10 protein-coding genes are annotated in these 13,978 nt (G+C 45.8%); all 10 read right to left on the bottom strand.

The genetic code is table 11. The features are described from left to right. Positions 1 to 59: 59 nt before the first annotated feature. The 10 genes from yfmH to rnjB all read right to left on the bottom strand — a co-directional run bounded on the left by yfmH (position 60) and on the right by rnjB (position 13,868). Complete coding sequence (yfmH, locus tag SB724_RS04035; protein WP_410570160.1) at positions 60 to 1,346, bottom strand: EF-P 5-aminopentanol modification-associated protein YfmH; 1,287 nt, start codon at positions 1,344 to 1,346, stop codon at positions 60 to 62. Next, on the bottom strand, positions 1,343 to 2,623 hold the full coding sequence (yfmF, locus tag SB724_RS04030) for an EF-P 5-aminopentanol modification-associated protein YfmF (protein WP_410570158.1): 1,281 nt from the start codon (positions 2,621 to 2,623) through the stop codon (positions 1,343 to 1,345). Before yfmF ends, yfmH begins: the two co-directional genes overlap by 4 nt. 151 nt (positions 2,624 to 2,774) lie before the next feature. Further along, positions 2,775 to 5,894 carry an MMPL family transporter gene (locus SB724_RS04025; RefSeq protein ID WP_410570156.1) on the bottom strand — a complete coding sequence of 1,040 codons (3,120 nt, stop codon included), beginning with the start codon at positions 5,892 to 5,894 and terminating at the stop codon, positions 2,775 to 2,777. Next, the gene (locus SB724_RS04020) at positions 5,894 to 6,349 is read right to left on the bottom strand and encodes a MarR family winged helix-turn-helix transcriptional regulator (protein ID WP_003154157.1); all 456 of its coding nucleotides are present in this window, start codon (positions 6,347 to 6,349) and stop codon (positions 5,894 to 5,896) included. Before SB724_RS04020 ends, SB724_RS04025 begins: the two co-directional genes overlap by 1 nt. Positions 6,350 to 6,455: 106 nt before the next feature. Next, positions 6,456 to 7,685 carry a bacillibactin exporter BcbE gene (bcbE, locus tag SB724_RS04015; protein WP_017417794.1) on the bottom strand — a complete coding sequence of 410 codons (1,230 nt, stop codon included), beginning with the start codon at positions 7,683 to 7,685 and terminating at the stop codon, positions 6,456 to 6,458. Positions 7,686 to 7,796: 111 nt separating this feature from the next. After that, entirely contained in the window at positions 7,797 to 8,522 is a 726-nt protein-coding gene (locus tag SB724_RS04010) for a GntR family transcriptional regulator (protein WP_007409813.1), read from the bottom strand. A 124-nt stretch (positions 8,523 to 8,646) separates the two neighbouring features. Then, positions 8,647 to 11,007, bottom strand: a complete 2,361-nt coding sequence (locus tag SB724_RS04005) for an FtsK/SpoIIIE family DNA translocase (RefSeq protein ID WP_410570154.1) — start codon at positions 11,005 to 11,007, stop codon at positions 8,647 to 8,649. 134 nt (positions 11,008 to 11,141) lie between these two features. After that, positions 11,142 to 11,351: a YlzJ-like family protein gene (locus SB724_RS04000; protein ID WP_003154161.1), complete on the bottom strand. Its 210-nt coding sequence runs from the start codon at positions 11,349 to 11,351 to the stop codon at positions 11,142 to 11,144. Beyond that, positions 11,348 to 12,085 (bottom strand): ClpP family protease, encoded by a 738-nt coding sequence (locus SB724_RS03995; protein WP_003154162.1) that lies wholly within the window; start codon positions 12,083 to 12,085, stop codon positions 11,348 to 11,350. Before SB724_RS03995 ends, SB724_RS04000 begins: the two co-directional genes overlap by 4 nt. A gap of 115 nt (positions 12,086 to 12,200) precedes the next feature. After that, the gene (gene rnjB / locus SB724_RS03990) at positions 12,201 to 13,868 is read right to left on the bottom strand and encodes a ribonuclease J2 (protein ID WP_032874933.1); all 1,668 of its coding nucleotides are present in this window, start codon (positions 13,866 to 13,868) and stop codon (positions 12,201 to 12,203) included. Between the last annotated feature and the right edge of the window lie 110 nt (positions 13,869 to 13,978).

Here is a 13,978-nt window from a genome sequence, read left to right as displayed (position 1 = left end):
CAATCAATACTCCTTCTTTCCCCAGAAAAACATCCCTCAGGGCGTGAGGGATGTTTTTGTTATGATTTTGGCACGACTTTGCAGACTGTCAGCCTTTCTTCTGATATTTCTTCTTTAATAACCCGCTTTACGTCTTCCAGCGTAATCTGCTCCAGTACGGTTACGACATCAAACAGACTCATATCTAAAAAGGCGTAGCGTGTGAATTGGTTGGCGATATATTCAGGCGAATTGAGCGCTTTTAAGAATGACCCGATCTTCTTTTTTCTCGCAAGGTCAAGTTTTTCCGCAGTCACGGCTGATTCCGCATCAAGCAACATGTGTTTTAATTCGTCAGCGAGCTTATCCGCCTCCGGTGTATCTCCTCCGACAGAGGCAAAACCGAATCCGTATTCAGCCGTGTAATCAAAGCTGAAAGTTTCATCAATGTAGCCTTTGTCGTACAAGTCGCCGTAATGCGGTGAGCTTTTTCCGAAAAGACATTCAAGCATGAGGTTCATGCTGAGCTCGTGCTTCAACAGCTCCTGCCCCGTTTTATAAGGGTCTTTCGCCTTTAAGCCGACAAGACATTTTGAGCCTTGCACGTTCATTTTTAACTCCTGCTCCCGGCGGAAAACCGCTTCCTGCTCCTGAACTTCTTCACGTTTGATTTCAGGCTGGTCTGTAAACGGCTTTTTCTCCTGGTTTTTCCGCACCTGGCTGATGACCGCTTCAGGATCTACGGGGCCGACGATAAAGAGCAGCATATTGCTCGGGTGATAAAACGTTTCGTAGCACTCATACAGCAGATCTTTCGTAATATGTGAGATGCTCTCCACCGTTCCGGCAATGTCAATTTTCACGGGGTGGTCTTTATACATATTTTCGATAAGGCCGAAAAACAGCCGCCAATCCGGATTATCATCATACATATTGATTTCCTGGCCGATGATGCCTTTTTCTTTTTCAACTGATTTTTCCGTGAAATACGGGTCCTGAACAAAATCCACGAGTGTTTCCAGGTTTTTCTCCACATTAGAAGTGCTGGAGAACAGATAAGCGGTTCGTGTAAATGATGTAAAGGCATTTGCCGACGCCCCCTGCTTACTGAAGTCCTGAAACACGTCGCCGTCCGCTTTTTCAAACAGTTTATGCTCCAGAAAATGCGCGATTCCGTCAGGGACGTGTACCATTTCTTCCTTATTTAAAGGAACGAATTGATTGTCAATGGAACCGTACTTTGTCGTAAACACGGCGTATGTTTTATTAAAGCCCTGTTTCGGCAGCACATAGACATCAAGGCCGTTTGCCATTTTTTCATGATACAGCGTTTCCTGAAGCTGTTCGAAGTTTATCGGTTTAGTCAAGATGCTCCCCCCGTCCCTTTTAAGAAATAAGTCGTATCCAGCTTAATGTTCTTTCCGACATTGATAATGTCCTCTTTTGTCACTTTCTCGATATTGTCAAGGAATCTTTCGATCGGTATCTCTACTTGGGCTGAGGCCTGCTGATACAGAAATTCCGCTAAACCGTATGCCGTATCAATGGTTTCTAATACTTGATTTTTAATAACGGCTTTCGTTTGGGCGATATCATCTTCTGAAAAGTCACCGTTTTGCATAGCCTGAAACTGTTCTTCAATGATGGTGACGGCCTGCTTGTAATTTTTCACCTCAATGCCCGACATGACCATCAAAAGCCCTTTGAAGCTTTCCACCCTTGAGGCTGCATAATAGGCGAGGCTCGCTTTTTCACGGACATTTATAAACAGCTTTGAATGAGAGAAACCTCCGAACAGCCCGTTAAACACCTGCAATGCAGGATAATCCGGATCTGTATATGTCGTATTGGTCCGGAATCCGATATTCAGCTTGCCCTGCTTGACGTCCTCTTCATCAATGACTTCCTTCGGATCGGGCTGTTCATTCGCCGCGCTTCTTTCAAAAGGCTGCAGCTCCCGTTCTTCCGTTTTAAAATACGTATCAACGGCCGTTTTCACCTGATCTGTATCAACATCGCCGATGACGTACAGGTCCAGCTGATCTTCGCGTATGGCTTTTTGATAGGCTTCATACAAATCTTGCGGTGTAATGTGTTCAACATCATCGAATTCGCCGTTGACGTGAAGGGCATACGGTTCGCTTTTGCACATTTCCTGAACGAGACGCAGATTAGAATATCTCATCTTATCATCATATACGGCTTGAATCCGCTGTTTCAGCGTCCGTTTTTCCTGCGTGACATAAAGGGGCAGGAAGGCGCCGTTTTCCAAAGCGGGCGAAAAGACAAGCTCTGATAAAAGCTGAAGGCCTTTTTCCAATAACGGTGTGCGGTCCTTCAGATACTTTTCATTAGGAATCTCAAGCCTGAACGTAATGACATGACGTTCTCCCTTTTTTGTCAGATCAGCTGAAACGGATGTGCCGTACAGCTCATCAAAATAAGACCGCAGATCAGCGGTTTTCGGGCGGCTTTCTGTTCCGCGCAGAAGCACATGCGGAAACAGCGCTCTTTTTGTTACGAGCTCTTTCGTTAAAGGAGCCAGCATTTTAAACGTCAGCGAAACGGTTTTAAATTTCTCGGTCTTTACGATGTGGGTGGTGATCCCGCCGTGCTTTGACTTCATTTCATTTACGTAAGTCATGTGAAACCTCCTTCGTTCATTCTTTCATAGTATGTATTATGACCAAATTTCAGCATTCGCAAAAAAGAGTACGCAGATGTAATTATATCAACTGGAGGATTTATAAGGAAACAAAAAACCTCTGCCCGAAAACAGGCAGAGGTATTGAACGTTATTTTTTCAAATTGAAAGGCCACCAGTTGGCTCTTCCGAATATTTTCACCATGACAGGTACAAAAAACGGAAGGACGACAATTGCGTACATGAGAAGGCCTGTTAATACCACGGTTGCAATCTGTAATAAGGAAAGAACGCCTGACGGCAGCATGGCCGCAAAGGTTCCCGCTAAAATAATCGCCGCAGAAATGATGACGGAACCCATATTTTTCATACTGCGGATCATTGCGGGTTCCGTTCCTTCTTTTTTAAGCTCATTAAAACGGTCCATTAAAAAGATGGAATAATCCACGCCAAGAGCCATCAAAATGACAAAGCCGAAGAACGGCACGGCCCAGTTTACGCCCGGATACCCGAAGAAGTGTGTAAAGATGTATTCCGTCACGCCGATGGATGCGAAATACGTCAGTACGAGCGACGCCACTAAATAAACAGGCATAATGAGGGAGCGCAGCATCACGATGAGAATCAGAAAAATTCCCGCCAGCATAAACATTGCCGTCCGTTTGAAGTCTGAATCCGATACTTCCTTCAGATCGGCATTCATGCTGGAGACTCCCGAAACGCCGAAGGAAGCATTCTTCAGATCCGTGTTCGGAATGGCCCTTTTTACGCTCGCTTTGATCGCTTGAATATCTTGAATGGCCGTATTTGAGTAAGGATTGTTATCAAGAACGACGGTCAATTCTGTCGTTTTTCTGTCATCTGACATGTACGTATTAAACACGCTTGTAAAATCACTGTTTGTCAACGCGTCTTTCGGCACAAACCAGCCTGTCATTTCTTTGTCTGACGCCTTGTGAAGCTCACCCAGGTAATCATTCGCCCCCATCATGCCGCTTGATACTTTCTTAAGCCCTTTTACACTGTCGTTAAGGCCTGAAGAAAGATCGCTGAGCCGGGAAGAAAAATCACCGAGACCGCTCTTCATTTTTTTCTGGCCCTCCGCGAGCTGTCCTGCCGCCGATTCAAGGCGCGGCATTTGTCCTGCGAGAGCCCCCTGTCCGTCTGACACTTGCTGCAGACCGTTTTCAATACTGGTCAGACCGTTGATCATTGCGTTAATTTGAGTGTCAATCTTCTTCTGAGCGGCTGCCAGCCGGGCAAATTGTTTTTCCGCTTGCTGCAGATGAGCCTTTTGACTGTCGACCTGTTCAGAAAAAGCTTCTGCATCCGCGTTTGCCTTGGAAACGGCTGACTGTACACCTGTAAAGGCCGATTTGATTTCTTGGTAAGAGGGATCGGTTTTGACTGACGGTATTGACGCTTCCAATTTTGCAAACGGCAGCCGGGCAAGCTGCTTGTTCAAATCGGCAAGCTGTCTGCTGGCTTCATCTTTCATCGGCAGGACGGTTTTTACCAATTTTAAAGCGTTTTGCGTTTCTGAAGCGAGACCGCTGTTTTGTTTGAGCTGTGAAGTCAGCATTTGTTTTTGCTCTTCAATCTGCTTTCTCATCTGGGCGACGCCGGCTTTATTCTCGTTCACGCCAGCCTGCAGTTTATTCAGGTTTTCTCCTATATCAGAAAGCCCGGATTTCAGAGACAATGTTCCGTCAATAAGCTGATTGACGCTTTTCCCCGACTCTTCGATCTGCGGCTGTGAATCAGCTAACGACTTTGCGGCATGCCCTAATCCGTCCGTGATTTTTTCAAGTCCCGTATTGCCCTTATCAAGTCCTTCTTGAAGCTGCTTTGCCTGATTTGTGACAAATAATTGATTCAATCCGTTTCCAGCAGGGCGCGTGGCGCTTCTGACCGTTTTTACACCCTCTGTTTTTTCAAGTTCTCTGCTGATTTTTTCGATATCAATCAGGTGTTTTTCGGTATTTAATGTCTCATCATTTTTGATGACGACTGTGGCCGGAAGAAGTTCTCCCGGGCCGAATGCGTCTGAAATCGTATTAAACGCGCGGACGGATTCATATTTATCCCCGATTTCGTCAAGACTGTTGTAAGATAGCGACCCTTTGTAAAGAAGGATAGGCGGGACGGTGAATACCGCAACGATTGCAAGACTGATGAGCGGCCTTTTAAATGAAAACCGTCCTGACGTTTCCCATGCTTTGCTTTGAGGATGGGAAATATCGCCCTTAACAGGCCAAAACAATCTTTTTCCTAAAACAGCCATAAAAAACGGCACGATCGTCATGAGCGCAAGCAGCAGCACCGCGACACCGACCGCAACGGCCGCTGCCGACTGATACAGCTTAAATGTCGCAAATCCGATGCAGGCAAATCCGATCAGCACCGCACCGCCGCTGTACAAAACCGTCTTTCCGGCCGTTTTGTAGGTGACGACGATCGCTTCTCTTATATCAGCGCCATGCGACAGTTCTTCTTTAAATCTGCTGAGAAGCAGGATGCAGTAGTCTGTGCCGATCCCGAACATAATCGCAACCATAAAAATCTGAGTAAAAGTTGAGAGCGGAAAATTCAGCTGATCGACTAAAAATGCGACAATCGACTGGCTGACTAAATAAGATATCAATACTGATAAAAGCGGTACAAACGGAGCGACCACTGACCGGAATACAAGAATCAGCACGATCAGGATAAAGGCAACCGTTATATATTCAGTCTTTTTTAAGCCGTCCTGCGAGCTTTTCAGCACATCTTCGTCGATCAGCGACTGGCCTGTAATGCCGTATGATACGCCGTACGGTTTCAGCTCTTTATCAATTTTATTTTTTATTTCGAGGATATCGTTTTTGGATGTATCAAGCTGCAGCTGAACGAGCATCGTTTGTCTGTCTTTTGACAGCAGCTGTTTTTTGATGTCGTCATTTTTCTCCCCGAAGTATGAAGTCACCGTTTTAATCTGAAGCGCTTTTTTCTGTTCAGACAAAGTGCTGACGGCTTCTTCCAGACGATCTTTTTTGTCTGTCATTAAGCCTTTTTCGTGAAATACGATGACGGCAGAAGAAGACGGTGCATCTGAATCAGACATTTCATCAAGCAATTCATGGGCGTAAGAAGAGGAATACCCGTCCGGTACGGAAATCTGCCCTTTCTCCCGTGTCAATTCAGCCATATCAGGCGCTGTAAGCATAAATATCACCGTTGCGGCGACCCATACCGCGGCGATGATCCAGCGAGCTCGGATAATGTTTTTCATTATGTCTGCTGATCCTCCTCTGTCATCATCAATCGATATAATTTTTCATATGTATTAACAAACATCTCCGCCTCGTCTTCATCAAAATACATAATATATGAACGGACGAGTTCCTCAATCCGCCGCTCCACACGGTGAAATACTTCCGTCCCCTTTTCCGTGACATTTAAAAGTATGCTCCGGCGGTCGCTTTGGCTGCGTTCTCTATTGATGTAGCCTTTTTCATACAGGCGGTTCGTCATCGATGTAATGGCGCTTTTATTGACGTGGCACACCGCGGCCAGTTCAATTGATTTGCAATCCGGATTGAGCATAATATAGCGGAGGATGTAATATTGATCCAATGTCAGCTCTTTGTTCACTTTTTCAGCGATAATGCTGTCAATTTTTTTTAAGACGTGCAGGTATACATCGGAATAACGCTGAATCAGCTGCTTTACTTTTTCTTCATGCACCTTTTCCCCCTCCTTCCGATAGTTAAAATGTTTAACTATTAAAAAGGATAACGACTTGACGGTATCATGTCAATCTTCATAATAAAATAAAAAAAGACAGTGCAGATTACACCGTCTTTAATGATTCCTTTTTTTCTTTTGCTTGTGATGAGATATTTAACAGCGCTAAAAATACAGACACAATGCCGCAAAAAGCGGATAAAATAAAAATCAGCCAGCCTGCATTTGACATCAGCGCAGCAAAGATCGGCGGTCCCGCCGCTACTCCGATAAACCGCATGCTGTTATAAAATGAGGTGATGGTTCCCGATTCCTCGTTGTCTACGCCTTCTGTGATGACAGCGTCTAAAGCCGGCAATGCCATTCCGATACCGATACCGCTGACACACAAAAAGATAAATAATAAATAAAAACTGTGATTCCACCATAGGCCGATAAACGACAGTGTCACGGCACTCATTCCGAAAACGATGCAAAACTTCATTTTGCCTTGGTCTTTTCCGATTTTTCTGCCTGATATATATGAACTGACGGATAGAAATAAAAGCGGGATTGCCAAAAGCGCTCCTTTAGCCACACCGTCAATTCCGTATTTCTTCTCGAGTGAGTCTGATAAATAAAAAAGAACCCCGAACAGCAAAAACATAATCACGCAGCCGATGATAAAAACCGTAAAGAGCCAGCGTCCGTCACGCTTAAATATGCGGCCGACATTTTTCACAAATTCGGAAATAGAAGGCGCTTCTTTTTGTTCCTCCGGCTTTGCCACCAAAAACAATACGAGAAAAAAACTGATGAGCGAAAAAAACGGAATGAACCAAAACGGCATAAACCAAAACCATGCAGCCAAGAGCGACCCGAGAATCGGGCTTATTACTTTCCCGGCAGTGTTAGACGTCTCAATGTCGCCGAGCCCCGCGGTAATCCGCTCATCATCCCCTTTGAATAAATCACCGATAAACGGCATCACTACAGGAGCCGCCCCTGCCGAACCGATTCCCTGCAGCACCCGTCCCGCCAAGATAATGGGATAAGGATGCTTGAACGCGGTGGAAGCTATCGCAGCAAGCGCTCCGCCCGCACCGGCTATGAGAAGACAAGGCAGAAGAACCTTTTTTCTTCCGAATTTATCGGACAAATATCCGGCAATCGGAATACAAATAATCGCCACAATCGAATAGACCGTTATAATTAACGACACTTGAAAAGACGATATGGACAGCTTCTTTTCAATCATCGGAAGCACAGGAATCAGCATGGAATTCCCGAGTGTCATCACGAGCGGTACAGAAGCCAGAGCAATGATATTTTTCGTTCCATTTTTCTTCTTACTCAACTTATTCACCCATTCACTATACTTGGTTGTTTCCTGTTTTATTGTGCCTTGCAGAAAACAAAGTATGTACTGAAACGGCAAATAAAAAAACAGACACATGACGCGTCTGTCTTAAAAACGTTTTCTTACAACATGAAAACTGAACTTATCAGCCCGGAAATAATTTAATGAATACAGCACAGGTTCATCATTCTGATTATAGTGGGTTTGCTTCAGCAATAAAAGCGCCGTCTCCGGCTCGCATTCCAAAACCGGTGAAATCGTATCGTGATATCCGATCGGTTCGATATCAGCAACGGCATAGCTGATCACAGACCCGGAGTTTTTTTCCAAAAGATCAAAAATAGACTCCTGTTCATGACAGAAAGAATTCGGCAGAATGTGCATCGGAATCGTATCTAAACAGTAAACGACCGGAGTGCCGCTTGCCGTTCTCACGCGTTCCAAATAAAAAAGCTCCTGCTCAGGCTCAAGCCGGAATCTAGCGATATCTTCATCAGACGGCGTGATGACCTGAGACGACAAAAAAATTGTACCCGGCACCATGTTCGCCTGCTGAATCGTTTTCGTCACGCTGTTGAGCTGTTCAATACCTGAAAGAAACAGCGGTTTTGTATGGACGAAAGTGCCCACACCGTGCCTTCTGATAATCACATGCTCCTCTTCAAGGATACGCAAAGCTTCACGCAGAGTTGCCCGGCTGACACCCATTGATTTTGAAAGCTCAAATTCAGAAGGAAGCTTTTCCTTTTCGGTGTAAATTCCGTTTTGTATATCCTCTTTGATTCGCTCAATCACTTTTAGATACAAGTGACGATTGTCAGCTTTTGTAGACATGTTTCCCCTCCGTAAACCACTTTCATAAATTATTGAACAATTGGGACAACTATATCATGTTTTAATAAAAAAATAAATAGGAATGATTTTGGTGATATCATTTTCAGTGAAAACTCTCTCCTTTTTAAGAAGAGAGCTCATCATATTGTTCCTTAGATAATAGTACTTCCCTCGGTTTGCTTCCTTCATACGGCCCGACGACGCCCCGTTCCTCCATTGCGTCAATCAGACGGGCAGCTCTCGTATATCCGATTCTGAACCGCCTTTGAAGCATGGAGACTGATGCCGTCTGCATGCCGATAATCAAATCGACCGCTTCGTCATAGAGATCATCCGTTACTTCACTGTGTGTTTCCGAAACTTCTTCCGGAATCATCTCTTCTTGATACTGCGCTTTTTGCTGCGTAATGACATGATCGACGACATGCTCAACCTCTTCATCGGATAAGAATGCCCCTTGCACACGCACCGGCTTATTTGCGCCTACAGGCAGAAACAGCATGTCTCCGCGCCCCAGAAGCTTTTCAGCGCCGCCCATGTCTAAAATTGTCCGTGAATCGGTCTGAGATGAGACACTGAAGGCAATTCTTGATGGAATGTTGGCTTTAATAACACCGGTAATAACGTCAACTGAAGGCCTCTGTGTCGCGATAATCAAATGAATTCCCGCCGCCCGCGCCATCTGTGAAAGTCTCGTAATTGAATCTTCCACGTCGGAAGAAGCGACCATCATCAGATCGGCAAGCTCGTCAACGATGACGACGATGTACGGCAGCTCAGGCTGCTTGACTTCTTCTTCGGCATTTGACCGCTTAATATGATCGTTATAGCCTTCTATATTTCTCGTACCCGTATGGGAGAACAGCTCATAGCGGCGCTCCATCTCATTGACGACCTTTTTCAAAGCCTGCGAGGCCTTTTTCGGATCTGTCACGACCGGCGCAAGCAGATGAGGAATGCCGTTATACACATTCAGTTCAACCATTTTCGGGTCAATCATCATCATCTTCACTTCATGCGGTTTGGCCCTCATCAGAATGCTCGTAATAATACCGTTGACACAGACGCTTTTTCCGCTTCCCGTTGCCCCCGCTACGAGCAGGTGGGGCATTTTGTTCAGTTCGGCAAGCACGGCTTCCCCGGAAATATTTCGTCCCAAGCCGATCAGAAGCTTCGCGTCCGGCTTGTCATTGAGCTTGGATTCAAGCACCTCTTTTAACGAAACCATCGCAACTTCAGCATTGGGCACCTCGATGCCGATTGCCGATTTACCCGGAATCGGCGCTTCGATCCGGATATCCTTCGCGGCAAGCGCGAGCGCGAGGTCATCGCTCAGATTCACGATTTTACTGACTTTGACCCCGACGTCCGGATACACTTCATATTTTGTGACCGCCGGACCGAGATGAACCTGCGTCACTTTCGCCTTTACGCCGAAACTTTGAAAAGTCCGTTCGAGTTTTCTTGCATTCTCGTAAATGTTTTTCTTATCGGTCTGCTGGCCGGTATGTTTCGGGTCAGCCAGTATGTCCAATGAAGGCATTTGATAATCTTTATTTTCAAGCTCTGTAAACGTCATCGGCGGAGCCGCAGCCGTTTCGGCACTGTCTTGAGCGCCGCCGGAAGGCTCATCTTTTGGCGCTTGTGCCGTCTCCTGCGTTTTTTCCGGAATCAGCGGTTCGGCGGGCTCTTCCTGACGGTCTGAAAAGCTTGAAATAATCGGCTCTGAATGGATGATCGGCGAAATAATTTCCTCATCCTCTTCCTCCGGTTCAGGCTCTTCTTTTTTCTTTTGAACCCGTTTTTGTTTTTTGCCCGATTTTGTTTTTGTTTTCGGCGAAGACATATTCGTTCTGACCGTCTTCATATCCTCAAGAAATGCCTGCCACTGGCCGCGGATAAACCGGCCGACGGGGCTCGTCCACTTTTTGAGCGTTTCCTGCAGTGAACGCCCTGTTACAAGAATCAGCCCCATTAAGATCAGCACGATCGCCATGATTTGTGAACCCGTTGATGCAAATAGAAAGTGGGAAGCGGCAAACAGTACCGCGCCGATCATGCCGCCGCCCAAATCAGGGGAAGCAGCCTGCTGTTTCATGTCAATCATAAACAGCTCCCACGTGTTGCCGATGACACTTGCCGACCGAATCGACCCGTGATGAGACAGATTTTTAAAGAGCTGCACGTGAGACAGCAGCAATATACTGGCGATAATACAGTACAACCCTGCCTTTCTTCTCGTTAAAAGGCTTGGACTCTTCTTTTTCCAAAACAGCGAAATTCCGAGAAGGAAGAGCGCAATTAAGCATAAAATAAACCACTCTCCGGCAAAAAAACGGAACAAGTACACAAATGTCTGTCCCACAACGCCGAGCTGCAAAACAGCAATAATTGAGATTGCAACACAGAGCAGTCCGCTTAGTTCGTATTTTAGATTGAGCTTACTCTCTTGTTTCTTTTTAGATTTCCGTTTTTTCTTTGCCACACTCATCACCTTACTGCGTTAAAAAATGTAAAATCATACATCATGAAGAAAAGCAGCCTTTTACCGGCTGCATTTTTCTGTAGGATTCCCCTATTATAGCATATTTTGCCCCCGAGAAACGGACTGAATGCCGGTTAGATTTTCAGCTTGATTTTTTGTCCCGGAGCGATGTCCGGATTCAGAAAATCCATCGGGTTCGTACTTAAAATCTGTACGACTTCGGCTTCATTTCCCTTCATCTCAACTAGCAGCGGCACACCGGCGTAATCTACCTGTTCATGCACGCTTTGCTCTATATCCTGACCGTAAACGACTTCTTGGGGCATGACGGTATAAAGGATCATTGAATCATCCTTCCTTCCTCGCCCTTTCGTTCCTCAATCAGCTGATTCAGCTTTTTTATCGCCTGTCCGACGCCGCCCACGGCATCAATTAATCCGTAATCAGCCGCATCTTTGCCGACTACGTTCGTTCCGATGTCCCTGGTTAAGTTTCCTTTTGAAAACATCAGCTCTTTGAATTTTTCTTCGGAAATATTTGAATGATGGGTCACAAAGTTGACGACCCGCTCCTGCATTTTATCCAGGTATTCAAATGTTTGCGGAACGCCGATAACCAGACCTGTAAGCCGAACGGGGTGTATGGTCATAGTCGCTGTTTCCGCGATAAAACTATGATCACATGACACGGCGATCGGCACACCTATCGAGTGTCCCCCGCCGAGTACGATTGAGACGGTCGGTTTTGATAAGGATGCGAGCATTTCCGCAATCGCAAGCCCCGCTTCCACATCGCCTCCGACGGTGTTTAAGATGATCAGAAGTCCTTCGATTTTCGGATTTTGCTCAATCGCGACGATTTGCGGAATGACGTGTTCATATTTGGTTGTTTTATTTTGCGGCGGGAGCTGGACGTGCCCCTCAATTTGGCCGATGATCGTCAGGCAGTGAATATTAGTATCTTGGGACATTTGCGGCAGAGATGTCTCTCCCAGCTGCTGAATTTTGCTCATAATGCTGTCTTTCGCATCTGATTTTTCGGGCTGCTGTTCTTCGGTGTTTTCCATACGATGATCCATTTTATCTTTCACCCTTTCCGAATGTCTCTTTGTATTATGAACAAAGATGATGATTTCCATCCGGGACATGAACAAAAACACAGCCGGAGCATCATGCGCTCCGGCTGTGTATACATTATACTTCCATAATGATCGGAATGATCATCGGCTTGCGTTTTGTTTTTTCATAAAGGAATTGATTCAGCGCATCACGCATTGCCTGTTTCAGCGTGGACCATTCTACGGCAGATGTTTCCGTCGCTTCAGTCACGATAGAGCGGACGAGCTCAGTAGCTTGTACAATTAAACCTTCTGATTCTCTGACATATACGAAACCGCGCGTAATGATCTCAGGACCTGATACGAGGTTCTTTTTCTGCTTATCGAGTGAAATTACGACGATGAGAATGCCGTCTTGTGATAATAAGCGGCGGTCTCTCAGCACGATGTTGCCGATGTCGCCGACACCGAGGCCGTCAATCAGAACGTTTCCGTACGTGACTTTATCCCCGATTTTTACATTCTGTCCGCGGAATTCAACGACGTCACCTTTTTCAATCAAGAAAATGTCGCTGCGTTTCATGCCGATCTCTTCTGCGATTTTGGAATGCGCTTTTTGCATTCTGAATTCACCGTTAACCGGAATTAAATATTTCGGTTTCAGCAAATTAAGCATGAGTTTCAATTCTTCCTGCGAACCGTGACCGGACACATGCACGCGTTTTTGGGCGAAAATGACTTGAGCGCCGGCGCGGGCAAGCAGGTTGACGGTTTTGGAATATATCAATTCATGCCCCGGAATCGGTGTTGATGCAATGACAACGGTGTCTCCTTCTTCAATGTTAAGCTGCTTGTGCGCCTGCTTGGCCATCCGCGTAAGAGCGGCCAGCGGCTCACCATGGCTTCCGGCTGTAACAATTGCCACTTCCCGCTTCGGATATTTTTTCACATCCTGCACAGGAATAAACATTTCATCTTCGGCTTCAATATAGCCGAGCTTGCGCCCCAGCTGAAGCACGTTTTGCAGATTTTTTCCGGCGATTGCAAGTTTGCGGCCGTTCTGGACGGCAGCCTGTATCACTTGCTGGATCCGATTGATATTAGACGCGAATACAGCAATGATGACCCGGTTTTCTGAATTGTTCATCGCATCGGCAATTTCACCGCTTACATATGCTTCTGACGGAGTATATCCCGGGCGCTCCGCATTGGCGCTGTCAGAAAGCAGGGCGAGCACGCCGCTGTTTCCGATTTTGGCAATTTCGCCAATATCACATGATTGGTGATAAGCAGGCGTCTGGTCAAATTTGAAGTCTCCCGTGCATACAATAGAGCCAAGTGATGTTTTGAAGCTGACTCCCACTGAATCCGGAATACTGTGAATCGTTTTAAAGAACGATACTTTCGTTGTTTCAAATGTAATGACTGATTTAGAGTGAACTTCACGCAAATCAGCTTTTCGATTATGCCCGTACTGCTTGAGTTTTTCTCTCAGTAATGCAAGCGTAAGCTTCGTTCCGTATACCGGCACCGACAGCTTGTTCAATAAATAAAAGACGCCCCCGATGTTTTCATCGTGCCCGTGTGTCAGAAAGATGGCCTTCACGCGGTCAGCCCGTTCTACTAAGTAGGAAATATCCGGAATGACGACATCAATACCGAGCATTTCATTTTCAGGGTGCATCAGCCCTGCATCCACTACAAATATGTCTGAGTCAATTTCAATGACATATAGGTTCTTCCCAATTTCTCCAACGCCGCCAAGGGCGATAATTCTGACGTTTTCTGTATTTTTCTTTTTCAAAATCTGTATCCTCCTAGTCTCATACCCGTCCATCATCACTTGTTCCTATTATAACTGATATCAATTTTAGAAAACAAGAAGAAGCGGAAGGTTTAGGGAAAACCAATATG

This window comes from Bacillus sp. SIMBA_031, assembly GCF_046535225.1.
Lineage (GTDB): Bacteria > Bacillota > Bacilli > Bacillales > Bacillaceae > Bacillus > Bacillus velezensis.
The sequence above is the reverse complement of the archived record's forward strand: the minus strand, read 5'-3'. Positions and strand labels throughout refer to the sequence as shown.

Bases quoted from the DNA above. Each gene is read 5' to 3' on its own strand.
- yfmF (WP_410570158.1), bottom strand. From the start codon at position 2,623: ATGACTTACGTAAATGAAATGAAGTCAAAGCACGGCGGGATCACCACC.
- SB724_RS04025 (WP_410570156.1), bottom strand. From the start codon at position 5,894: ATGAAAAACATTATCCGAGCTCGCTGGATCATCGCCGCGGTATGGGTC.
- SB724_RS04010 (WP_007409813.1), bottom strand. From the start codon at position 8,522: ATGTCTACAAAAGCTGACAATCGTCACTTGTATCTAAAAGTGATTGAG.
- SB724_RS04000 (WP_003154161.1), bottom strand. From the start codon at position 11,351: ATGATCCTTTATACCGTCATGCCCCAAGAAGTCGTTTACGGTCAGGAT.
- SB724_RS03995 (WP_003154162.1), bottom strand. From the start codon at position 12,085: ATGGATCATCGTATGGAAAACACCGAAGAACAGCAGCCCGAAAAATCA.